The 22,388-nt window shown below is 66.9% G+C and carries 22 protein-coding genes and 1 tRNA gene; 9 read left to right on the forward strand and 14 right to left on the reverse strand.

Features of this window, described 5'->3' with window-relative positions; all coding sequences use genetic code 11:
• Positions 1 to 192 precede the first annotated feature (192 nt).
• Entirely contained in the window at positions 193 to 1,002 is an 810-nt protein-coding gene (locus tag PJ259_RS21835; RefSeq protein ID WP_059313965.1) for an SDR family NAD(P)-dependent oxidoreductase, read from the reverse strand.
• 122 nt (positions 1,003 to 1,124) lie between these two features.
• On the opposite strand from PJ259_RS21835, the gene PJ259_RS21840 reads away from it, so the two are divergent.
• Positions 1,125 to 1,337 (forward strand): DUF3820 family protein, encoded by a 213-nt coding sequence (locus PJ259_RS21840; protein ID WP_042136137.1) that lies wholly within the window; start codon positions 1,125 to 1,127, stop codon positions 1,335 to 1,337.
• Here the strand turns inward: PJ259_RS21840 and PJ259_RS21845 are convergent.
• The gene (locus PJ259_RS21845; RefSeq protein WP_271654160.1) at positions 1,334 to 1,786 is read right to left on the reverse strand and encodes a GNAT family N-acetyltransferase; all 453 of its coding nucleotides are present in this window, start codon (positions 1,784 to 1,786) and stop codon (positions 1,334 to 1,336) included. The genes PJ259_RS21840 and PJ259_RS21845 overlap by 4 nt on opposite strands.
• 2 nt (positions 1,787 to 1,788) lie before the next feature.
• Positions 1,789 to 2,013 carry a hypothetical protein gene (locus tag PJ259_RS21850; protein ID WP_059316831.1) on the reverse strand — a complete coding sequence of 75 codons (225 nt, stop codon included), beginning with the start codon at positions 2,011 to 2,013 and terminating at the stop codon, positions 1,789 to 1,791.
• A gap of 125 nt (positions 2,014 to 2,138) precedes the next feature.
• On the opposite strand from PJ259_RS21850, the gene PJ259_RS21855 reads away from it, so the two are divergent.
• Positions 2,139 to 2,552, forward strand: coding sequence for a VOC family protein (locus PJ259_RS21855; RefSeq protein WP_271654161.1), 414 nt, complete (start codon positions 2,139 to 2,141; stop codon positions 2,550 to 2,552).
• 29 nt (positions 2,553 to 2,581) lie between these two features.
• Here PJ259_RS21855 and PJ259_RS21860 read toward each other — a convergent pair whose 3' ends face one another.
• Positions 2,582 to 2,932, reverse strand: a complete 351-nt coding sequence (locus PJ259_RS21860) for a 4a-hydroxytetrahydrobiopterin dehydratase (protein WP_271654162.1) — start codon at positions 2,930 to 2,932, stop codon at positions 2,582 to 2,584.
• A 163-nt stretch (positions 2,933 to 3,095) separates the two neighbouring features.
• Between PJ259_RS21860 and acs the strand changes: the two genes are divergently transcribed.
• A complete protein-coding gene (gene acs, locus PJ259_RS21865; protein WP_059313969.1) occupies positions 3,096 to 5,054 on the forward strand; it encodes an acetate--CoA ligase in 1,959 nt (652 codons plus the stop codon).
• A 284-nt stretch (positions 5,055 to 5,338) separates the two neighbouring features.
• Complete coding sequence (locus PJ259_RS21870; protein ID WP_271654163.1) at positions 5,339 to 6,301, forward strand: GlxA family transcriptional regulator; 963 nt, start codon at positions 5,339 to 5,341, stop codon at positions 6,299 to 6,301.
• Between the two features lie 28 nt (positions 6,302 to 6,329).
• Here the strand turns inward: PJ259_RS21870 and PJ259_RS21875 are convergent, their stop codons facing one another.
• The 3 genes from PJ259_RS21875 to PJ259_RS21885 form a co-directional block, all read right to left on the reverse strand.
• A complete protein-coding gene (locus tag PJ259_RS21875; RefSeq protein ID WP_271654164.1) occupies positions 6,330 to 8,894 on the reverse strand; it encodes a bifunctional diguanylate cyclase/phosphodiesterase in 2,565 nt (854 codons plus the stop codon).
• 175 nt (positions 8,895 to 9,069) lie between these two features.
• Complete coding sequence (locus PJ259_RS21880; RefSeq protein ID WP_271654165.1) at positions 9,070 to 9,750, reverse strand: COG3650 family protein; 681 nt, start codon at positions 9,748 to 9,750, stop codon at positions 9,070 to 9,072.
• Positions 9,751 to 9,810: 60 nt separating this feature from the next.
• Positions 9,811 to 10,410 carry a short chain dehydrogenase gene (locus PJ259_RS21885; protein WP_271654166.1) on the reverse strand — a complete coding sequence of 200 codons (600 nt, stop codon included), beginning with the start codon at positions 10,408 to 10,410 and terminating at the stop codon, positions 9,811 to 9,813.
• 96 nt (positions 10,411 to 10,506) lie between these two features.
• Between PJ259_RS21885 and PJ259_RS21890 the strand changes: the two genes are divergently transcribed.
• Positions 10,507 to 11,418 carry a LysR family transcriptional regulator gene (locus tag PJ259_RS21890; protein WP_271654167.1) on the forward strand — a complete coding sequence of 304 codons (912 nt, stop codon included), beginning with the start codon at positions 10,507 to 10,509 and terminating at the stop codon, positions 11,416 to 11,418.
• Between the two features lie 308 nt (positions 11,419 to 11,726).
• Here the strand turns inward: PJ259_RS21890 and PJ259_RS21895 are convergent, their stop codons facing one another.
• From PJ259_RS21895 to PJ259_RS21915, 5 genes are all read right to left on the reverse strand, one after another.
• Complete coding sequence (locus tag PJ259_RS21895; protein ID WP_059313975.1) at positions 11,727 to 12,428, reverse strand: ABC transporter ATP-binding protein; 702 nt, start codon at positions 12,426 to 12,428, stop codon at positions 11,727 to 11,729.
• A gap of 11 nt (positions 12,429 to 12,439) precedes the next feature.
• Entirely contained in the window at positions 12,440 to 13,207 is a 768-nt protein-coding gene (gene livG, locus PJ259_RS21900) for a high-affinity branched-chain amino acid ABC transporter ATP-binding protein LivG (protein WP_007159573.1), read from the reverse strand.
• The gene (locus PJ259_RS21905) at positions 13,204 to 14,460 is read right to left on the reverse strand and encodes a high-affinity branched-chain amino acid ABC transporter permease LivM (RefSeq protein ID WP_059313977.1); all 1,257 of its coding nucleotides are present in this window, start codon (positions 14,458 to 14,460) and stop codon (positions 13,204 to 13,206) included. The genes livG and PJ259_RS21905 overlap by 4 nt, the downstream gene beginning before the upstream one ends.
• Positions 14,457 to 15,380 (reverse strand): high-affinity branched-chain amino acid ABC transporter permease LivH, encoded by a 924-nt coding sequence (gene livH / locus PJ259_RS21910; protein WP_017642422.1) that lies wholly within the window; start codon positions 15,378 to 15,380, stop codon positions 14,457 to 14,459. Before livH ends, PJ259_RS21905 begins: the two co-directional genes overlap by 4 nt.
• A gap of 114 nt (positions 15,381 to 15,494) precedes the next feature.
• A complete protein-coding gene (locus tag PJ259_RS21915; protein WP_271654168.1) occupies positions 15,495 to 16,616 on the reverse strand; it encodes a branched-chain amino acid ABC transporter substrate-binding protein in 1,122 nt (373 codons plus the stop codon).
• A 214-nt stretch (positions 16,617 to 16,830) separates the two neighbouring features.
• Between PJ259_RS21915 and PJ259_RS21920 the strand changes: the two genes are divergently transcribed.
• Positions 16,831 to 17,148 carry a DUF2288 family protein gene (locus PJ259_RS21920; RefSeq protein ID WP_059313979.1) on the forward strand — a complete coding sequence of 106 codons (318 nt, stop codon included), beginning with the start codon at positions 16,831 to 16,833 and terminating at the stop codon, positions 17,146 to 17,148.
• 45 nt (positions 17,149 to 17,193) lie between these two features.
• Here PJ259_RS21920 and PJ259_RS21925 read toward each other — a convergent pair whose 3' ends face one another.
• A complete protein-coding gene (locus PJ259_RS21925) occupies positions 17,194 to 18,180 on the reverse strand; it encodes an aldo/keto reductase (protein ID WP_271654169.1) in 987 nt (328 codons plus the stop codon).
• Between the two features lie 111 nt (positions 18,181 to 18,291).
• Here PJ259_RS21925 and PJ259_RS21930 point away from each other — a divergent pair, with 111 nt between their 5' ends.
• From PJ259_RS21930 to PJ259_RS21940, 3 genes are all read left to right on the forward strand, one after another.
• Complete coding sequence (locus PJ259_RS21930) at positions 18,292 to 19,179, forward strand: LysR family transcriptional regulator (protein WP_271654170.1); 888 nt, start codon at positions 18,292 to 18,294, stop codon at positions 19,177 to 19,179.
• Positions 19,180 to 19,268: 89 nt separating this feature from the next.
• Complete coding sequence (selB, locus tag PJ259_RS21935; RefSeq protein WP_271654171.1) at positions 19,269 to 21,182, forward strand: selenocysteine-specific translation elongation factor; 1,914 nt, start codon at positions 19,269 to 19,271, stop codon at positions 21,180 to 21,182.
• A gap of 9 nt (positions 21,183 to 21,191) precedes the next feature.
• Positions 21,192 to 21,287: transfer RNA gene (locus PJ259_RS21940), tRNA-Sec, on the forward strand.
• Between the two features lie 10 nt (positions 21,288 to 21,297).
• Here the strand turns inward: PJ259_RS21940 and PJ259_RS21945 are convergent.
• Entirely contained in the window at positions 21,298 to 22,308 is a 1,011-nt protein-coding gene (locus PJ259_RS21945) for a hypothetical protein (protein ID WP_271654172.1), read from the reverse strand.
• Between the last annotated feature and the right edge of the window lie 80 nt (positions 22,309 to 22,388).

The following is a 22,388-nucleotide window of genomic DNA, read 5'->3' on the forward strand; positions in this document are numbered from 1 at the left end:
GTATGGATGTTTTGCTTCAATCCAAAACGCCATGAAGTTAGAGAGCTAAGTTAGCTATCGGCGTCCAAAGAAATAATAATGATGAAATAACCAGAGGTAGGCGACGTGAGCGCGGGGTGGTGATGCAGGTTTCGAAGGCCCTTGTTCTGGCATCAGGCCGCTTGGGCCTGATGCCAGTTGAAAAACCGGTTCTCAGTCGTCCTTCTGCGCCGACCCGGGTTCCGACCAGGCGCGGTGGCGTTCGGCCTTCTGGGCTTCGCTCTCGACGCGATTGAGCACCTCGCCCTCATGTTGGACCTCGGGCCCACCGCCGTAGACATGATCCAGGCCCTGCATCAGGGCGGCATAGCCCTGGGCCGCGACCTGTACCGGATCGTTCTTGGGACCGGCGCCGACGCTGGTGTCGTCCTCGCCGGCGCGGTGGAAGAAGTTGGTATCGGTCTGGCCGGGCATGAGCACCGTGAGGGTCACGCCGCTGTCCTTGAGTTCGTTGCGCACGGCGAAGGCGAAGGAATTGATGAACGCCTTGGAGGCGCCGTAGACCGCCTCGAAAGGAATCGGCGCCGTGGCCGAGATGGACGAGGTAAAGAGCACCCGGCCGCGACCGGCGGCGACCATGTCCGGCAAGACCAGCTTGGCCAGGTGCACGGTGGACATCACATTGAGCTGGATCAGTGCCATCTCGTCTTCCAGGCGCGTCTGGCCGACGAAGGCGCCGCCGAGGCCGACCCCGGCGTTGAGCACCACGACGTCCAGCGGCCGCCCTTGGCGGCGCAGGAATCTATAGGTCTCTTCCACGCCCACGGCGGTGCGCAGGTCGGCCGCATGGCTCCAGACCTTGACTCCCAGGGCGCGCAGCTCCCGCTCGGCGGCATCGAGGCCATCGCCACGGGAAACCAGCAGCAGATCATGGCCATGGCGGGCCAGCTGCTTGGCCAATTCGAAGCCGATGCCGCTGGAGGCACCGGTAACGGCGGCCAGTGGCCGGGTAACATTGCTCATGCTGAAATCCTCTGCAGACCTGTTGTAGCTGGGATCGTCGCGGAGGCGTGGCGCTCCCCGCAACCGACGGGTAACCCGAACCGGCATGGCATAATCGCCACGCCGTGTAGAGGAGACAAGCGATGCAGCCCGCGGATCTGGAAGCCTTGGTGACCTGGACCATGCCCTATGGCAAGTACGCCGGCCGTCTGCTGGCCGATCTGCCGGGCCACTACCTCAACTGGTTCGCCCGCAGCGGCTTTCCGCCCGGCGAACTGGGGCGGCTGTTGGCGCTGATGCAGGAGATCGACCACAACGGCCTCAAGCCGCTGCTCGATCCGCTGCGGCGACGCTAATCCGCCACACGGCGCATATCGATATGCGGAATCCCATCCTCGTCATACACCCCTGAGCAGGGCGTGAAGCCGTAGCGGCCATAGTAGGCCTGCAGGTGGGCCTGGGCGGAGAGGAACAGTGGACGCCCGGGCCAGCGCCCGGCGCAGACCCGGAGGGCCTCTTCCAGCAACTGATGACCGAGACCGCTGCCCCGGCCTTCCGGCGCCACGATCACCCGGCCGATCACCGCCTCGTCACGCACCGCGCCGAGCAGCCGGAGATAGGCGAGCAGTTCGCCATCTTGCCAACCGAACAGGTGCCAGACGTCTTCCGTAAGATCCAGGCCGTCGGGATCGGGATAGACGCACTGCTGCTCCACCACGAAGACCCGGGCGCGCAGCACCAGGGCGGCATAGAGCTCGGCGGTGGTCAGTGTAGGGGCAGCACGGCAGGTCCACTGGATGGCCATGGTCAGTCCTTGCGCCGGCCGGACAGCATGCGGAAGCGATTGCGGTTGAGCAGCACGTAGCCGGTCAGTTGCAGGCCGGCGGCAAACAGCAGGCTGCGCATGGCGCCGGGCTCGGCGGGCCGTGGGCCCTGATAGAGACCATAGAGGGCGAAGGCCACGCCCAGCAGGCCGAGGATAAAGAAGACCAGGCCGATCTTGGTCAGGCGGGGAAGGTTGCGCAGATTCATGGGCATGTCGTCAAAGGCAAAGGCCGCCACGCTAACCGCCCGGACCGGGCTTGTCGAGCCGATAGGCAGCAGCGGCGGACTGGTCTAACGTGACCTGATGATCCTTGTCGCAGGAGCAAAGCCGCATGTTCAGTCATGTACAGGTAGGCGCGCGTGATCTGGAGCGCCTGATCGATTTTTACGACGGCGTGTTGCACGAACTCGGCCTGGTACGGATGCCGGCCGAAGACGACGGTGGCCCGCCCGGGTGTGGCTGGCAGCGGCCAGGTCGAGAGTGGCCGCAATTCTATGTGCAGTTGCCGTTCAATGGCCTGCCGGCCTCCTGGGGCAACGGCGTGCAGGTGAGCTTTGCCGCACCGTCACCAGCGGCAGTGGAAGCGGCCTGGCACCGGGCGCTGCAGCTGGGCGGCAGCGACGAGGGCGCGCCCGGGGTACGGCCAGGGTATGGCCCGGACTTCTACGCCGCCTATTGCCGCGATCCGGAAGGCAACAAGCTGTGCTTCGTCCATGCCGAGGGGCTGACCGCCGCCTGCGACTAGGGCCGTGCCTTGAGTCGTCGATCCAGCGGCTAGACGCTGGCCGACAGGGCGACCGCGTCGGTGCGGGCCGCCATGATGAAGTCGTTGCGGTGCAGGCCGCCGATGTTGTGCGTCCACCAGCTCACCGTCACCGCGCCCCATTCGGTGAGCAGGGCCGGGTGATGATCCTCGTCCTGGGCCTCCCGACCGACCCGATTGGTGAAGTCCAGGGCTTCGAGAAAGTTACCGAAGGCATAGCGGCGCTCCAGGCGCGGAACCCCCTCGCGTTCCACCAGCGTCCACCCCGGGACGGCCTTGAGCAATTCGGTGCTGGCGGCCTCGCTCAAGGCCGGCTCACTGGAGCGGCAGGGGACGCAATGGGACTGGGCGAGATCGGCCATGGGGCGCTCCTTGAGGGAAGAAAGTCATGAAAGCGGAAGGGTACCAGACCCGCCGGTCAGCCTATGGCGTCCCGTCCGACCATGGTCGAATGGCCCGAAACCGGTGCGCGCCGTACAACGGAAGGTAACAAGAACAACAGTTTCCCGCCGAGGAGATCGTCCCATGAGTGCCGCTTTCTACCCGGTCCGCGCGGAAGTCGCTTCCCGGACCCTGACCGATGAAGTCACCTATCGTCGCCTGTACCAGCAGTCCATCCTCAACCCCGATGGCTTCTGGCGCGAGCAGGCCCAGCGCCTGGACTGGATCAAGCCCTTCAGCCGGGTCAAGCAGACCTCCTTCGACGATCATCGGGTCGACATCCAGTGGTTCGCCGACGGCACCCTGAACGCCTCCTACAACTGCCTGGACCGCCACCTGGAAACCCGTGGCGACCAGACCGCCATCATCTGGGAAGGCGACGATCCGGCCGACAGCCGTCACATCACCTACCGCGAACTGCATCGCGAGGTCTGCCAGCTGGCCAACGCCCTGCGCGGCCAGGACATCCATCGCGGCGACGTGGTGACCATCTACATGCCGATGATTCCCGAGGCCGTGGTCGCCATGCTGGCCTGCGCCCGCATTGGCGCGGTGCACTCGGTGGTGTTCGGCGGTTTCTCCCCTGAATCCCTGGCCGGCCGCATCAGCGACTGCCAGTCCAAGCTGGTCATCACCGCCGACGAAGGCGTGCGCGGCGGTCGCAAGATCCCGCTCAAGGCCAATGTCGACGAGGCCCTGACCAACCCGGCCACCTATTCGGTGCGCAAGGTGATCGTCTGCAAGCGCACCGGCGCCGACATCGCCTGGCACCGCCACCGTGACGTCTGGTATGAAGACATCACCTCGGTGGCCCCGGAACACTGCGAGCCCAAGGAGATGTCCGCCGAGGCGCCGCTGTTCATCCTCTATACCTCTGGCTCCACCGGCAAGCCCAAGGGCATCCTGCACACCACCGGTGGCTACCTGACCTATGCAGCCCTGACCCACGAGCGGGTCTTCGACTATCGCCCCGGCGAGGTCTACTGGTGCACCGCCGACGTCGGCTGGATCACCGGCCACAGCTACATCGTCTACGGCCCCCTGGCCAATGGCGCCACCACCCTGCTGTTCGAGGGCGTGCCCAACTACCCGGACGTCACCCGCATGGGCCAGGTGGTGGACAAGCATCAGGTCAACATCCTCTACACCGCGCCCACCGCCATCCGCGCCATGATGGCCCAGGGCGATGCGGCCATGCAGGGCGTCGATGGCAGCAGCCTGCGCCTGCTCGGGTCGGTGGGCGAGCCCATCAACCCCGAGGCCTGGCACTGGTACTACAAGACCGTGGGCCAGGAGCGCTGCCCCATCGTCGACACCTGGTGGCAGACCGAGACCGGCGGCATCCTCATCAGCCCGCTGCCCGGCGCCATCGGCCAGAAGCCCGGTTCGGCGACCCGCCCGTTCTTCGGCATCCAGCCGGCACTGGTGGATAACGAGGGCAACCTGCTCGACGGCGCCGTGGAAGGCAACCTGGTGATCCTCGACTCCTGGCCGGGCCAGTCGCGCTCCATCTATGGCGACCACGACCGCTTCGTCGACACCTACTTCAAGACCTTCAAGGGCATGTACTTCACCGGTGACGGCGCCCGCCGCGACGAAGATGGCTACTACTGGATCACCGGTCGCGTCGATGACGTGCTCAACGTCTCCGGCCATCGCATGGGCACCGCCGAGATCGAGAGCGCCCTGGTCGCCCATGCCAAGGTCGCCGAGGCCGCGGTGGTGGGCATGCCCCATGACCTCAAGGGCCAGGGCATCTACGTCTACGTCACCCTCAACCAGGGCGAGGAGGGCAGCGAGGCGCTGCGCCAGGAGCTCAAGCAGTGGGTGCGCAAGGAGATCGGGCCCATCGCCACGCCCGACGTCATCCAGTGGGCGCCCGGTCTGCCCAAGACCCGTTCCGGCAAGATCATGAGACGCATCCTGCGCAAGATCGCCGTGGGTGAGTATGACTCCCTCGGTGACATCTCCACCCTGGCCGACCCGGGCGTGGTCCAGCACCTGGTCGGTACCCATCAGCAGATGAGCCAGGCCGTGGCCTGATCCATCCGCCTCGCCAACCGCCCGCGCCCGTCACCGGTCGCGGGCGGTTTCTTTTGGGCGTCCCTATAAGGACTTGTCGCCAGGGTAAAAGCCCTGGCCGGTCAGCCGGGGCTAGAATCGCGCCAGCCGGCGGACCGGAGCGCACATCGGTCCGCTACCGGTGGCAAAGGCCGGGACAGGGGCACCACTCCGGCGTACCATGCGTGCACCCCACAAGGGTTTCATGGCGCGCGGTCCCCGGATCGGTCCGCACCCGCCGCTCTCGACAGGAAGCCAGACGTTAGATGACCATCCGCATCGCCTTTCTGCTGTGGCCCGACGTTCGTCCGCTGACCGTGGGCCTGGTCGAGGAAGCGCTGGAACTCGCTGCTCGCCATTCGAGCGATACGCCCTACGAGGTGCGCTTCCTGCAGGCTGGCAGCGACTTGCAGCCGCGGCTGCCGGGTGGCCACTGGGAGGGGCAGCTGGAACGCCTGGATCGGCTCTTCGTGCTGGCCGACGAACCTTCGCCCGCGCTGCCGCCGCCCCTGGTCGCGGCGCTGCGCCAGACCGCCCGGGCCGGTGTGGTCATGGGAGGCTTTTCCGCGGGCGTGCATATCCTGGCCCAGCTCGGCCTGCTCGACGGTCATCGCGCCGCCGTGCACTGGCGCTGGCTGGAGGAATTCAGCGAGCAGTTTCCCAAGGTCATCGCCACCCATCATCTCTACGAATGGGATCGCGACCGCCTGACCGCCTGCGGTGGCCTGGCCATCCTCGATCTCCTGCTGGCCATGATCGGTCGCGATCGCGACGCCGAACAGGCCGGCACCATCGCCGAAGAGCTGATCGTCGAACGCCTGCGCGAGGGCAGCGAGCGGCAGCGCATTCCGCTGAAGAATCGGCTGGGGTCGAGTCATCCCAAGCTGACCCAGGCGGTGATGCTGATGGAAGCCAACATCGAAGAGCCGCTCACCACCGACGAGATCGCCCAGCACGTCTGTGTGTCCCGCCGGCAGCTGGAGCGGATCTTCAAGCAGTACCTGGCGCGGGTGCCCAGCCAGTACTACCTGGAATTGCGGCTGAACCGGGCGCGCAAGATGCTCACCCAGACCAGCAAGTCCATCATCCAGATCGGCCTGTCCTGCGGCTTCTCGTCGGGACCGCACTTTTCCAGTGCCTATCGCAACTTCTTCGGGGTCACCCCCCGCGATGACCGCAACCAGCGCCGCGGCGCGGCAGGCGAGGGCAGCATGGTGGCCGAGCGCTAGGCGAAGGGCCTGGCCCGCGCCCGTCACTTCAGCTCAGCGGCTGCGCCGCCACTTCGCCCAGCCAGGTGCCCAGGCGGTTGGCTGGCAAGGGCGCGCCGCAGTGGAAGCCCTGGATCTCGTCCGCCGGCAGGTGCTGCACCTGGCGCAGGTGGTCGGCGTCTTCCACGCCCTTGAGCGTCACCGTCAGCCCCAGTGACCGACCGAGGTCGATCATGGCCCGAACCAGGGCGCTGTCTTCCGGCGCATGGTCGGGCCGCGGGATCAGACTGCGGTCGAGGCGGATGCCGTCCAGCGGATAGCGGCGCAGATAGGCCAGGGAGCACAGGCCGGAGCCGAAGTCGTCCAGGTACAGACGCACGCCCAGGCCCTTGAGCGCACCCAGGGTGTTGGCCACGTCCGCCGCCGGATCCAGCAGGGTACGTTCGGTGATTTCCAGTTCCAGACGGGGCGCCGCCAGGCCGCTCTGATAGAGCACCTCGGCTACGATCTGCACCGGATCCTCGTTGGCATGGAATTGCTGCGGCGACAGATTCACCGATACCGAGAGCTGTTCCGGCCAGCCCTGGGCATCGTGGCAGGCCGTCTCCAGCACCCAGCGCCCCAGGCGTTGCCCAAGCCCGGCGTCTTCCGCCAGGGCCAGGAAGTCCAGGGGTTCCAGCAGGCCCTGGGTGGGATGGTCCCACCGTACCAGGGCCTCGAAGCCGCGCAGACTGCCATCGGCCAGGCAGCGCCGTGGTTGGTAGTAGAGACTGAGGCGGTTGTCGCGCAAGGCCTGGCGCAGGTCCTGTTCCAGCTGCCGGCGCAGCAGCACCTGTTCGTTCATGGCCGGCTCGTGGAAGCGCCAGGTGCCGCGACCGGCCGCCTTGGCCTGGTAGAGCGCGATGTCCGCCAGCCGCAGCAGTTCCGCCGGGATGCCGGTATCCCGTGGCGCCAGGGCCACGCCCAGGCTGCTGCCGATGAACACCCGCTGCTCGCCGAGGCGGAAGGGCTGGCGCAACTGCTCCACCAGGCGCCGGCAGAGGTCGGCGATGGCGCGTGGGTCGCGTTCGCCGCTGAGCACCACGCAGAATTCGTCGCCGCCCAGCCGCGCCACCAGATCGGTGGCGGTCACGTTCTGCCGCAGGCGCTGCGCCACTTCCTGCAGGACCTGGTCACCGGCCGCATGACCGAGGGCGTCGTTGACCGTCTTGAAGCGATCCAGATCCAGGCTGATCAGGGCCAGGGGACACGGTTCCGGACCCTCCAGGCGGGTGGCGAGAAACTGGTGCAGGCGGTGGCGATTGGGCAGACCGGTCAGGGGGTCGTGCCAGGACAGGTGCTGCACCTGGGCCAGGGCTTCGATCTCGTCGGTGAGATCCGTAACGGTGCCGCGATAGCCACCCTCGGGAATGGCGCGGGCCGCCACCCGGCAGGTGCGCTCGCGACCACTGCCGTCCAGGTAGTGGCAGACCAGGGGCGGCCGCGGCTTGCGATCGTGCTCATGGCTGGCGAGCCAGTGCGCCAGGGTATCGGCATGGGGTGTCAGCAGCTCGTTGAGCGGGCGCCCCAGCCAACGTTCGGCGGCCTCGCCGGTGACCTCGGCGAAGCGCTCCGAGACGTAGACCAGACGCAGATTGGCGTCGACCTCCCATAGCCAGTCCGAGGTCGCCTCGGCGATATCGCGGAAGCGGCGTTCGCCGATGGCCAATTCGCTGCGGCTGGCCAGGAGGTCGTCGTACTGGGCATCCAGCTGGCGCATCGAGATCAGCGCCTGACGAAACAGCCAGATCAGCCCCAGCAGCAGGATCAGGACGCCACCGCCGAATAGCGGCAGGGTCTGCTGCATGAGCCACAACCCCGGACGCGGCGGGCGCCAGGTCAGCTGATAGCGGGAGCCCGGCAGTTGCCAGCTGGCGCGGCTGCCGGTCGGGTCGGTGGTGATGCCCAGGGGCGGCAGGCCGTTGACTTCGCTTAGCATGGCCAGCTTGGCCGGACTCAGGACATTGACGAACACCAGCACCGAGGCTGGGGGATCCTGGGGGCGGACGCCGGCATGGTCGCTTGGCGTGATGGCGGCAGCGGCCACCAGCGCTGGCGTACCGCCTACGTTCAGGACCCCGGAGACGCTGCCAGCGCGGGCATCCGCGCTGCGTGCGGCCGCCAGTAGACCGGCGACGTCGCCGGCCAGCCAGGGCGTCGCGGGGTCGGCGAGCTGGCCATCGAGCAGGCGATAGCGGGGCTGGTTCTGGCCGTCGAACACCAGCACCCCTTCGTAGCCATAGACCCGGAACAGCGACTCGCCGAGGTTGCCCTGCGCGAAGGCCCAGTCACTGTCCAGCGCCTGGTGGAGGCGGAGATAGGCCTCGTCCCATTTGCTGTAGTCGATGAGGTTGCGGGCGACCTCTTCGTCGAGGCGTGTGAAGGTACGGCCAATGGCCCGCTCGGTCTGCTGGGCGACAGTGGCATCCTGGCGCACGGCGTTGTCGACCAGCAGGTAGCAGCCCAGGCCGATGAGCGCCAGCAGCAGTACGCACAGTGCCGGAAACAACCGCAGGATGATGGTGTGGCCGCGCCGGCGCGGCGGTGCGCTGCGGGACACTGGAGATGATGACATGCCTGAACCCTGGCTGATTGAGCGTTCCTGTGCCTTCGCCGGACGGTGCCCGAAGGCGACCGAGCGAAGCGGGTAGAACCTTGCCGCCGCTAGACTAGCCCGTGAAGAGGCGCGACGCTAAACGTAAAGCGGGAGATGCCAAGGAGATCGCGCTAAGCGACGTGCGAACCCCATCCTAGGTGGGATTTCCGGCGCCGCCATAGGAGGCGCAGCCCTGCCAGGTCTGGCCATTGATGCGCAGTTCGGCCTGCAGCGACTGGACGGTGCCGGTACGGCCGTCCACGCAGCGCCGGGGGTTGATCCACAGCTCGACCTTCTCCCCGTTGGCTTCGGTGGACAGGGCGCGCATCCCGCCGGGCAGTTCTTCCTGCAGGTAGGGAAGGGCGCGGCGCTGATGGCCAGCGGTGCTGATCAGCATGCCCTGGTTGCTCACCTGGACGTTCCAGTCCGGCCCGTGGCCGCTGGCGCTCATGGCGGTACGCTTGAAGTTGGGATCGCTGCAGCCAGGTCCGCTGTACTGCACGCGATAGACATCGGTGACGGCGAAGATGCCCTGGGCACCGTCGCGGCCGCCGGACTTCAGCTTGCCGCGCAGATCGGCGAACAGCGACGCGGCGCCACTGTCGGCGGCCAGTTCGTGGGCGTCGCGCAAGATGGCGGTGTTGTTGGCATCGGTGACGTCGAAGAAGCGCTGTTCCTGGCAGGGACGGAACAGCAGCTGCTCGCCGCTCCAGCGCAGATCGCCCTGCAGGCGCTCGCCGCCCGGTGCACGCGGGGTGTCGTCGCTCTGGAACAGACTGCAGCCGCCGAGGAGGCCGAGCAGGGCGAAGGGAAAGATGGAACGCGGCGCTGGCATCGCGGGACTCCCGACTGAGGTGGGCACACGTTACTCAGACAACGCCGGGAGCTCAAGGACTTACCAGACGCGATAAGTCTTGCCGGTTTCCCTGCCTTCCACGCTGCGTTCGTAGGCCAGGGCCACGTCGGCGCCGGGTACTGGCTTGAAGCCGCGGAAGAAATCGCCGTAGTGCCCCAGCGATTCTTCCAGCACCGTCGGACTCACCGCGTTGAGACGCTGACCCCGCGGCAGCTCAATGGCCGCGCCGCGTACGAAGCCCTCCAGGGCGGCATTGACCATGGCCGCCGAGCTGCCCTGGGCGATGGGCTGCTCGCTGAGGATGCCGGTGGTGAGGGTGAAGGAGGCGCCATCGGCGGCCTGCGCCTGGCCCAGCAGCACCAGGTTGACCTGGCCCATGAGCTTGTCCTGCAGGCCCTTCTGAAAGGCCTCCGGGGTCATCTCGGTGAAGGGCGCGAAGGTCACCGAACCCACCGCGCTGATCAGGGCATCGAAGCGGCCGACCTGGGCGAACAGGGTACGGATGGACTCCGGCTGGGTGATGTCGACCTGCAGATCGCCGGATTGGCGACCGACACGGATCAGTTCATGACGACTGCCGAGGCGTGCGGCGATGGCACTGCCCAGGGTGCCGCTGGCACCGACGAGGATGACTTTCATGGCTTGGACTCCTTGTAGAAGAGGAGTCCAGCCTAGGATGATCCATTGGCATGATAAATCGGCCTATAGGCAATCCAGTGTTTCCAGGAGGAAACGATGCAGGAACAGCTGGCGGATCTGGTGGCATTTGCCGTGCTCTGCGAAGTGGGCAGCTTCACCACGGCGGCGCAGCGGCTGGGCTGTAGCAAGGGACAGCTGTCCAAGCGCATCCGGGCGTTGGAGAGTCGGCTGGAAACCGACCTGCTGCACCGAACCACCCGCCGGCTGACCCTGACCGCCGCGGGTCGTGAACTGTTGCCGGAAGCCCAGGCGCTGCGTCGCCAGGGCGAGCGGGCGTTGCAGAGCGTGGCGCGGCTGCGCGAGGAGGCGACCGGCCAGGTGCGGCTCACGGTGCCGGTCTCGCTGGGCTACACCTTCTTCGAGGTGCTGCTGGCCTGTCGCACGGCGCATCCTGGTATTCAGCTGGAGCTGGTGCTGGACAACGGCTATCGCGAGCTGGTGGCGGACGGCTTCGACCTGGCCATCCGCGCCCGAGTGGAACCGGACGAGCGCCTGGTGGCGCGGCCGCTGTTCGCCATGCAGGAGCTGACCTGCGCCGCGCCCGGGTATTTGCAGCGGCACGAGATACCGGCAGCGCCGGCTGATCTCGCCGGGCACGCCTGCCTGGTGAACAGCCACTATGCCGAAGGTGAGCGCTGGCTCTATCACCGCGACCACGGGCTCGAACGGGTGCACGTGAACCCTGGCCTGGCCTGCAACCACTACAGCCTGCTCAAGCAGGCGGCGCTGGCGGGGCACGGCATCGCCCGGTTGCCGTCGTTCATGGTGCACGAGGAGTTGGCCAGTGGCGCCCTGGTCTGGCTGCTCAAGGAGTGGCGCACGCCCAGCCTGCCGCTGTTTCTGGTACATCCCTACCAGGGTGGGCTGCCCAAGCGGACGCGGGTCGTAGCGGAAGCCTTGAGCGACTGGTTCGAGCGCAGTCGGCAGCGGTTGGAGGCCTTGGGGTAGTGGGGCTGATGGAGCTGAAGGCCTGCAGGGATAGCCCTCTCCCTGTGGGAGAGGGCTGGGTGAGGGCACCCTTCGCCAGGAAGCCCCAGTGGAAAAGGCTGCGCCGTTTTCCACGCTACGGTGCTGTTGGGCTTCGACGGTGGAGCTGTCTCAACCCAACCTACGGTCGATCCGCCGTAGGTTGGGTTGAGCGTAGCGAAGCCCAACAAGCCATTGCCTCGATCAGGCACCGTTGGGCTTCGCCGGTGGAGCCGTCTCAACCCAACCTACGTGCTATCGCGGCCATGGCGGCGATTGGAACCAAAGACTCAACCGCCCAGGTAGGCCTTGCGCACGTCCGGGTTGGCCAGCAGTTCGGCGCCGCTGTCCTGCATGACGATGCGGCCGTTCTCCAGCACGTAGCCGCGGTCGGCCAGCTTGAGCGCCTGGTTGGCGTTCTGCTCGACCAGGAACACCGTCACCCCATCCTGACGCAGCTGTTCGATGATCTCGAAGATCTGCTGGATGATGATGGGCGCCAGACCCAGGGAGGGTTCGTCGAGCAGCAGCAGGCGCGGCTCGCTCATCATCGCCCGGCCGATGGCGAGCATCTGCTGCTCGCCGCCGGACATGGTGCCGGCGCGCTGGGCATAGCGTTCCTTGAGGCGGGGGAAGAGGCCGAGGACCTTGTCCAGCTGACGGTCGTAGCCGTCCTTCTCGGTAAAGAAGCCGCCCATGGCCAGGTTCTCTTCCACGGTCAGGCGGGCGAACACCCGGCGGCCTTCCGGCACCACGGCGATGCCCTTGCGCATGATCTGCGCGGTTTCCTGGCCGACCAGTTCCTCGCCTTCGTAGCGGATGCTGCCGCCATGGGCGCGCGGCGTGCCGCAGAGGGTCATCAGCAGGGTGGACTTGCCGGCGCCGTTAGCGCCGATCAGGGTGACGATCTCGCCCCGGTTCACCTGCACGCTGACGCCATGCAGCGCCTGGATCTTGCCGTAGAAGGTGGAGACGTTGTCGAACTGCAGCATGGAGGTCTCCATCAGGATTCGCCCAGGTAGGCCTTGATCACGTCGGGATTGTTGCGGATCTGCTCCGGCGTCCCGTCGGCCAGGGGCGTGCCCTGGTTGATCACCACGATGTGGTCGGAAATGCTCATCACCAGATGCATGTCGTGCTCGATCAGCAGCACGGTCACGCCGTGCTCGGCGCGCAGCAGGGCGATGAGCGCCTTGAGGTCCTCGGTCTCGCGCGGGTTGAGACCGGCGGCCGGCTCGTCGAGCATGAGGATCTGCGGGCGCGTCATCATGCAGCGGGCGATTTCCAGGCGCCGCTGCTGGCCATAGGCGAGGTTGCCGGCGTTGCGGTTGGCGAACTCGGTGAGGTTGACCTGCTCCAGCCAGAAGCGCGCATAGTCCATGGCCTCGGCTTCGCTCTTGCGAAAGGCCGGGGTCTTGAACAGTCCGGCCAGGAAGCCGGTGTTGAGGTGGCGGTGCTGGGCGACCAGCAGGTTCTCCACCGCGGTCATTTCCTTGAACAGGCGGACGTTCTGGAAGGTGCGCACCACACCCTTGCGGGCGATCTTGTGCCCGGGCAGGCCCTGGATGGCCTCGCCGCGCAGGAGAATCTCACCGCCGCTGGGCCGGTAGAAGCCGGTCAGGCAGTTGAACACCGTGGTCTTGCCGGCACCGTTGGGACCAATCAGGGAGACCACCTGGCCCTGCTCCACGCGGATGTTGACGCCGTTGACGGCCAGCAGGCCACCGAACCTCATGGACAGGCCGGAGACATCGAGAAGGGCTTGGCTCATTTGCGCAACTCCAGGTGCGGGCGTTGCATCGGGAGCAGGCCTTGCGGACGCCAGATCATCATCACGACCATCAGCAGGCCGAACATCAACATGCGGTATTCGCTGAATTCGCGCATCAGCTCCGGCAGCAGGATCATCACGATGGCCGCGAGGATCACGCCAAGCTGGGAACCCATGCCGCCCAGCACCACGATGGCCAGGATGATGGCCGACTCGATGAAGGTGAAGGATTCCGGCGACACCAGGCCCTGCCGGGCAGCGAAGAAGCTGCCGGCGAATCCGGCGAAGCAGGCGCCCAGGGTAAAGGCCGAGAGCTTGATCAGCGTAGGGTTCAGCCCCAGGGCGCGGCAGGCGATCTCGTCTTCGCGCAGGGCCTCCCAGGCGCGACCGATGGGCATGCGCAGGAGGCGGTTGATCACGAACAGTGTCAGCAGCACCAGCAGCAGGGCGATCAGGTAGAGGAAGATTACCTTGTATTCGGAGTTGTAGGGGATGCCGAAATACTCGTGGAAGGGCGTCATGCCCTCGGGTGCCCGGCGCTCGAAGGTCAGGCCGAACAGGGTCGGCTTGTCGATGCCGCTGATGCCGTTGGGACCGCCGGTCCACTGGGTGAGGTTGCGCAGCAGGATGCGGATGATCTCGCCGAAGCCCAGGGTGACGATGGCCAGGTAGTCGCCGCGCAGGCGCAGCACCGGGAAACCGAGCACGAAACCGAACAGCGCCGCCATCAGCCCCGCCAGTGGCAGGCAGACCCAGAAGCCCAGACCGTAGTAGTGCGAGAGCATGGCGTAGGTATAGGCGCCGACGGCATAGAAGCCGACGTAGCCCAGGTCCAGCAGACCGGCTAGACCCACCACGATGTTCAGGCCGAGGCCGAGCATCACGTAGATGAGGATCAGGGTGGCGATGTCCACCGCGCCACGCGAGCCGTAGAAGGGCCATACCAGGGCGACCAGCACCAGGCCCAGGATCACCCAGCGCTGGGTCTTGGGTTCGGTGAGCCTGGTGCCCAGGCCGGTAGCCGGCAGCTGCAGGCCGCCGCGGTTACGCCAGCCAGCGGTGAGCGAATCACGCACCAGTTGCCAGACGAACATCAGCACCGCGGCCAGGGCCACGATCCAGAGGGTACGCGGCGTGGCGCCGTGCACTTCGAGGTTGACGCCTACCGTCTCCAGCTTGAGGCCGAGGATGGGGTAGGCGACGGCCAGCACCAGCAGGGCGCTGAAGAAGGCGGTTCGCAGACGGGCACTCATACTTTTTCCACCTCCGGGCGACCCAGGATGCCGGTGGGGCGGAACAGCAGCACCAGCACCAGCAGGCTGAAAGCCACCACGTCCTTGTACTGGTCGCCGAAGACGTCGGCGCCGAAGGCCTCGGCCACGCCCAGTACCAGGCCGCCGAGCATGGCGCCGGGGATGCTGCCGATACCGCCGAGCACCGCCGCGGTGAAGGCCTTGATGCCGGCCAGGAAGCCCAGGCTCGGGTTGATCACGCCGTACTGGATGCCCAGCAGCACCGCGGCCACGGCGGCCAGGGTGGCGCCGATGACGAAGGTCAGGGCAATGATGCCGTTGGTGTTGATGCCCAGCAGGTTGGCCATCTTGATGTCCTCGGCGCAGGCGCGGCAGGCGCGGCCCAGGCGGGAGCGGGAGATGAACCAGGTCAGGCCGAACATGGTGAGCAGGGTGACGATGAAGATCAGCACCTGCACATAGGAGATCACCACGCCGTTCATGGCGTCGGTGCCGATGATGAAGTTGCCCGGCAGCAGGTTGGGGATCGACTTGTCCTTGGAGTCCTGGGCCAGCAGCACCCAGTTCTGCAGGAAGATCGACATGCCGATCGCCGAGATCAGCGGGATCAGCCGGTTACCGCCGCGTAGGGGGCGATAGGCGATGCGTTCGATGCTGTAGCCGTAGGCACTGGCGATGACGATGCTGGCGGCGAAGGCGGCGAGCATGACGATGGGCAGGCTGTGGATGCCCAGCATGGCGAGGCCCGCGATGGCGATGAACGCCACGTAGGAGCCGATCATGTACACCTCGCCATGGGCGAAGTTGATCATGCCGATGATGCCGTAGACCATGGTGTAGCCGATGGCGATCAGGGCATAGGTGCTGCCGACCGTGAGGCCGTTCACCAGCTGTTGCAGGTAGTGGTAGAACTCGGGCATGGGTGTCTCCAGGGGACCTATGAGCACTTCTGGTGCGGGTCCCAGGCCTCGGATGGAGGCGGATAAACGAAGCCCACCGCCGTTGGCGGTGGGCTTCGGTGTTACAGGCAGGGCTTACTTGGCTTCGGTCTTGGTGCCGTCGGCATGCCATTCGTAGACCACGAACTCGAAGTTCTTCAGGTCGCCTTTGTCGTCGAACGCCAACTCACCGGTGGGGGTGTCGAAGGTGTTGCTGCGCAGGGCCTTGGCCACGTCCTCGGGCTTCTCGTCGCCAGCCTTCTCGATGCCCTGGGCGATGACCTGCACGGCGGCATAGGAGGGGAACACGAAGGGACCGCTCGGATCCTGCTTCTTGTCCTTGAACGCCTGGACCAGGGCCTGGTTCTTGGGATCCTGGTCGAAGGAGCGCGGCAGGGTGACCAGCAGGCCTTCGGAGGCCTTGCCGGCGATGGCGGAGATGGAGCTGTTGCCCACGCCTTCCGGACCCATGAACTTGGCGGTCAGGCCCTTCTCGGCCGCCTGACGCAGGATCAGGCCCAGCTCGGGGTGGTAGCCGCCGTAGTAGACGAAGTCGACGTTGGCCTGCTTGAGCTTGGCGATCAGCGAGGAGAAATCCTTGTCGCCGGAGTTGATGCCTTCGAACACGGCGACCTTGACGCCGGCCTTGTCCAGAGTCTGCTTGACCGCGGTGGCGATGCCTTCGCCGTACTGCTGCTTGTCATGGATGACGGCGACGACCTTGGGCTTGACGTGCTCGACGATGAACTTGCCGGCGGTCGGGCCCTGCATGTTGTCCAGGCCGATGGTACGGAAGATCAGCTTGTAGCCGCGGTTGGTGAGGTCGGGGCTGGTGGCCGCCGGGGTCACCATCAGGATGCCTTCGTCCTCATAGATGTCGGAGGCGGGCTGGGTCGAGCTGGAGCACAGGTGGCCGACCACGAACTTGATGCCATCGTTGACGATCTTGTTGGCCACGGCCACGGCTTGCTTGGGATCGCAGGCGTCGTCGTAGATCACGCCTTCGAGCTGCCTGCCCTTGACGCCGCCGGCCTTGTTGATCTGCTCGATGGCCATCTGGGCACCAATGAACTCCATGTCACCGTACTGGGCGACCGGACCGGTCTTGGGACCGGCCAGACCGATCTTCAGGGTATCGGCCGCCAGGGTGTGGCTGGCCATGCCGGCGAGTGCCAGGGCCGCGATCAGACGGGAGAAACGCAGAGATGCCTTTTTCATGAGTGCTCCACTCGGAATGCTTTTATTAATGAGGCAGTTGGAAGCGAAAATGTGCCGATTTTGTTCTTTATGACGCGCTGCGCAGTTTAATCACCGTCTGTTCGTCTTGGAAAGCTGGCGACGACAACTTGTCGGACTTGTCGACCGCGCGTCCGGGCGCTCGGCAAGTGGGAAGGGCGCCGGTAGAATCCGCCCTTTTCGCGAGGCCCGCACCATGACCGATCACGCAACGCTCTACGCCACCCTGCTCGGGCAGACCGCCGCCATCGGCTGGGAAGAATTGCAACCGCATTTTGCGCGGGGCGTGCTGCTGGAAGTGGCGCCCGAACTGGACCTGATCGAGGCGGCCATCGCCGTGACCCAGGACGATGCCGGTCGCGTGGGGCAATGGCTGCAGCAGGGTCAGCTGGCCAAGGTCGACGAAGACCGGGCACGGCGGCGGCTGGAAGCCCCGGCGGTGGCCCTGTGGGCGGTGGTGGTCGCGCCCTGGGTACTGATGCAGGAGCGTCCGGCCGAGCGTTCCGCGGACTGAAACGCAAAGGCCCGCGCAAGGCGGGCCTTTGGTCGACGGTGAGAATCAAGCTTCGCTGTCGAGATCGCGCAGCTGGTGTTCGCCATAGCGATCGCCAGCGACCGCCTCCGGTGGCAGCAGTCGTTCCAGTTCGACGCGGTCCGCGGCGCTGAGCGTGATGTCCAGTGCGCCCAGGGATTCGTCCAGCTGATCGCGCCGCCGGGCGCCGACCAGGGGCAGGATATCCTCACCCTGGGCGGCGACCCAGGCCACCGCCAGCCGGGCAGGGGTGGTGCCCCGGCGTTCGGCGAACTGCTTCAGGCCTTCCACCAGCGCCAGGTTGCGCTCCACGTTGCCCGGCTGGAAGCGCGGACTGTGGGCGCGGAAGTCGCCGCTGCCGGAGGGCTGGCGCCAGTAGCCGCTGAGCAGGCCACGGGAGAGCACGCCATAGGCGGTGATGCCGATGCCCAGTTCGCGGCAGGTCGGCAGGATCTCTGCCTCGATACCGCGCGAGACCAGCGAATACTCGATCTGCAGGTCGCAGACCGGATGCACCGCTGTCGCCCGCCGCAGGGTATCCGCCCCCACTTCGGAAAGGCCGATGTGGCGGATGTAGCCGACCTGCACCAGCTCGGCGAGGGCGCCCATGGTGTCCTCGATGGGCACCTGGCGATCCAGCCGCGCCGGGCGATAGATGTCGATATGGTCCACACCCAGCCGCTTGAGGCTATAGGCGACGAAATTCTTGATCGCCACGGGGCGGGTGTCGTAGCCCAGCCATTCGCCACCCGGACCGCGCAGGGCGCCGAACTTGACGCTGATCAGGGCCTCATCCCGCCGACCGCGCAGGGCGTCGCCCAGGAGCAGCTCGTTGTGGCCCATGCCATAGAAGTCACCGGTATCGAACAGGGTGACGCCGCGTTCGAGGGCGGCCTGAACGGTGGCGATGGCTTCGCCACGGTCGGCGGCGCCATAGAGGTCGGACATGCCCATGCAGCCCAGACCGAGCGTGGATACCAGGGGGCCCTGCTGGCCCAAGCGACGCTGTTGCATGAGGGATTCCTCGTCAGGTGGATGAGGCTGCACTCTAGCCTCCAAGGCGCTGTGCGATAATCCGGGCTGGACACAACGACCTGTTCGCTCAGCCGTACAATGGAGGTGCCAATGAATCTGGATGACCTGGCAGCCTTCGCCGCCGTGGCCGAGGCGCGCAGCTTTCGCGGCGCCGCCTATGTGCGCGGTGTGGCGGCGTCTTCCCTGAGCGATGCCGTGCGCCGGCTGGAGCGGGAGCTGGATGTCCGGTTGCTGCATCGCACCACTCGCAGCGTGACCCCCACCGATGCCGGCCAGCGCCTGCTGGAGCGCCTGACCCCGGCGCTGCGCGAGGTACGCGGCGCGCTGGACGCCATCAATGCCGAGGGCGAGAGCCCGGTCGGTAGTCTGAGACTCAACGTGCCCACCATCGTCGCCCGGGTGCTGTTGCCCCCGCTGATCGGGCCCTTCCTGGCCAGGCATCCCGGCATTCGCCTGGAGGTGGTGGCCGAGGATCGATTGATCGACGTGCTCGCCGCAGGCTTCGATGCCGGCGTGCGCTACGACGAGCATCTGGAAGGCGACATGATCAGCGTGCGGCTGGGCCCGGCCACCCAGAGATTTGCCGTGGCGGCCACGCCCGCCTACTTGGAACAGCATGGCGTACCTGTGCATCCCACTGACCTGGTCAGGCATTCCTGCATCGGCCATCGCTTCGCCAGCGGCCTGGTGGCGCAGTGGAGCTTCGAGCGCGGCAGCGAGGTCATCAATGTCGCGCCGGGCAGTCGCCTGCTGGCCTCGACACTCGATCTGGAATTGCAGGCCGCCCTCGACGGTGTCGGCCTGATCTATTCCTTCGCCGACTACCTGGCCGAACCCCTGGCCGACGGCCGCCTGGTCGAGGTGCTGGCAGACTGGTCCAGCGTCTTTCCCGGTCCGCGGCTCTACTACGCGGATCGCCGCCAGCTGCCGGCCCCGCTGCGGGCTTTCGTGGCCTTCTTGCGCGAGCGTCACGGCTAGGCGATACCGCCAGCCGACGCTACCCTGGGGGTCCGACCGCCGTCCGGAGTCTCCATGACGTCCCTGTTTTCCCGCCTGATGCAGCCCTCATGATCATCGGTACCGCCGGCCACATCGACCATGGCAAGACCGCGCTGATCCAGGCCCTCACCGGGATCGCCGGTGATCGGCGGCGCGAAGAGCAGGCCCGGGGCATCACCATCGACCTGGGCTATGTCTACGCCGACCTGGGTGACGGCGGGCTCACCGGCTTCATCGACGTACCCGGCCACGAGCGCTTCGTGCACAACATGCTGGCCGGTGCCAGCGGCCTGGACCTGGCCTTGCTGGTGGTGGCCGCCGATGATGGCGTCATGCCCCAGACCCGCGAGCACCTGGCGATCCTCGAATTGCTTGGCATTCCCCGGCTGCTGGTGGCCCTGACCAAGGTTGACCGGGTGGACGCCGAGCGTCTGGCGGAGGTGCGCCAGGAAGTCGGTGTGCTGTTGGCTGCCGGGCCCTTCGCCGGCGCGCCGCTGTATCCGGTGGCCAGTCCCAGCGGCGCAGGCATCCCCGCATTGCGCGCCGCCTTGCTGAAGGCCCTGGGCGAGGTGCGTGAGCGCAATGCCCGGGGCAGCTTCCGCCTGGCGGTGGATCGGGTGTTCAGCGTCGCCGGTGCCGGGGTAGTGGTTACCGGCACTGCCTTTGCCGGTCAGGTCGCGGTGGGCGACGAACTCCTGCTCACCCCACGCGGGCAACGCCTGCGGGTGCGCGGTCTGCATGCCCAGAATCGCGCGGGCGAGACCGCCCGGGCCGGTCAACGAGTTTCCCTCAATCTCGCCGGTGAGCGGCTGAGCACCGACAGCATCGCCCGCGGTGACTGGCTGGTGGCCGAGGCGCTGCATGCGCCCACCACCCGGATCGATGTGGAGCTCCGGCTGCTGCCCGGCGAGACGCGCAACCTGGCGCACTGGACGCCGGTGCACGTGCACCTGGGTGCCCAGGATCTCACCGGCCGGGTGGCCCTGCTGGAAGGCGACAGCCTGGCACCCGGCGCCACGGCCCTGGCACAGCTGGTGCTCAATGCCCCGCTGCACGGCGTGCATGGCGATCGCCTGGTGCTGCGCGACCAGTCCGCCCAACGCACCCTGGGCGGCGCCCGGCTACTCGATCCCTTCGCCCCGGCGCGGCATCGCCGCACGCCGCAGCGCCTGGCACAACTCCAGGCACTGCGCCAGGGCGGTCTGGAGGAGGCCTTGCCCGAGCTCCTGGCCCAGGCCGACGGCGGTCTCGATCCGCGATTGCTGGCGCGCCAGTTCAATCGGCCCGAAGGCGACTGGCGATTGCCAACCGACACCCTGAGGGTGGAAACGCGCGTCGGCCCGCGGCTGTTCCAGGCTTCTCTGTGGCAGGCAGCGCTGGAGCGCCTGAGCGAGGCGCTCGCCACCTTTCACCAGGAACAACCCGACGAGCTGGGCCCCGATCGGGATCGCCTGCGCCGCATCGCTGCACCGGCGCTGGAACGGCCCGTCTATCTGGCCCTGCTGGAGACGGCACTGGCCGAAGGGCGACTGCAGAGCAGCGGCCCCTGGCTGCACCTGCCCGATCATCGGGTACGCCTCACCGAGGCGGAGGAGGGGCTCAAGGCCCGGCTCTGGCCGCTGCTGGAGGCCCAGCGTTTCGATCCGCCCTGGACGCGGGACCTGGCCAAGCACCTGGGTCAGCCCGAGGCCGAGGTACGGCTGCTGCTGCGCAAACTGGCTCGGCTGGGGGAACTGACTCAGGTGGTCAAGGATCTCTTCTATCCCCAGGCGAGCCTGGAAGCCGCGGCCGGCGAGGCATTGCGCCTGGAGCGCGAAGCAGGGATCATTCGCGCCGCGGCCTTCCGCGATGCCCTCGGCATCGGCCGTAAGCGCAGCATCCAGATCCTCGAATGCCTGGATCGCATCGGTTTCACCCGTCGCTTCGGCGACGAGCGCCGGGTTCGCCCGGACAGCGCCTGGGCCCGCGCGGCCGAGGGTTAGCGCAGCAGAGGAAGGCAATCACGCCCGGTGGCGTGGCCGGGCTTCAAACCCGGTTGGGGACGGCAGCCGTTCCCGGGTGGGTTCGACTCCCACTGCCTTCCGCCATTTCCCGCCGTCAGTGACCATCCGCCTGCTGATGGATCACCCCGCCCTCCCGTTGCAACTCCTGCAGAAACCACTTGGCCTCCCAGAGCAACTCAGGCATGTAGAGGCCCGCAGGTAGCGGGGTGCCAGTCTCCAGTCCCAACACTCGCTCCAGCGACAGCACCAGGCCCAGAGCCGTGAGCGACGACTGGCCGTGGCGGAATTCCAGCACGGCATGCCGGGTGGTCCACCGGCCCGCCGCTTCGCCGGTGACGGTCACCACGATCTCGGCGGCCGTTTCCGCTCCTCGGCGGCGACTGGAGGACTTGCCCGTGGCCAGGTCGAAGCGGATATCTCCGGCCCCGGTGGCAGAATAGAGGCTCAGCAGGTCGATGGAGCCGAAGGCGGTAGCAGGCAACCGGCGACCGTCCAGCGCGGTGATCTCTCCCTGGATCGCTGCGCCGGTCAGCCAGTGACGTCGACCGTTGTGGAACACCAGCGCGGCAGGGGCGGCGCTGTGGACACGCTCCATGTCTTCCCAGGCCAGCGGACCGGCTGGATCCTCTTCGTCGAGCAGGACGTCGATCTTGATAGCGGCGACCCGCGCCAGGCCGCTTGCCTGGTCGAGCGCGAGCGCCAGAGCGGCTCCGGAGGCCCAGTGGCTGGACAGCACCAGAGCGTTGGCAGCAGGGCGGTGCATGAACTGCGCGACCTCCAGCCCCAGTTCGGTGACGCCGGTGTTGGCATTCAAGTAGGGGATGCCCAAGGTCTGGGCGAGGCGCAGGCCGTGCAGCGCCTGGTCCGGCGCGAGCATGATCATGGCCCCGGGGGAGAGTGTCTCGTCCAGACCAAGTCCTGGCCGGTCGAGATCGAGGATGACTGCCTGGGCATTGCCCGCGATCCGGGCCACGGCCTGGGCAGTGCCAAGTGTGCGACCGCCCACCAGCAGAGGCCGGTCGGGGTGGCGCTTGCGAAACCACTGGACGGCCTGGCGGCCTACCGTGCCTGAGCCACCAGCGAAAAGTACGGGTTGCAGTGTCATGATCCGGTCCTCGATAGCGAAATGATGGGATCCATCGTCGGCGATAATTCTGATGTGGAGGATTCAGTGACCTGTTCCGC

This window comes from Pseudomonas sp. JBR1, assembly GCF_028198185.1.
In the GTDB taxonomy this organism is placed as follows: Bacteria; Pseudomonadota; Gammaproteobacteria; order Pseudomonadales; family Pseudomonadaceae; genus Chryseomonas; species Chryseomonas oryzihabitans_E.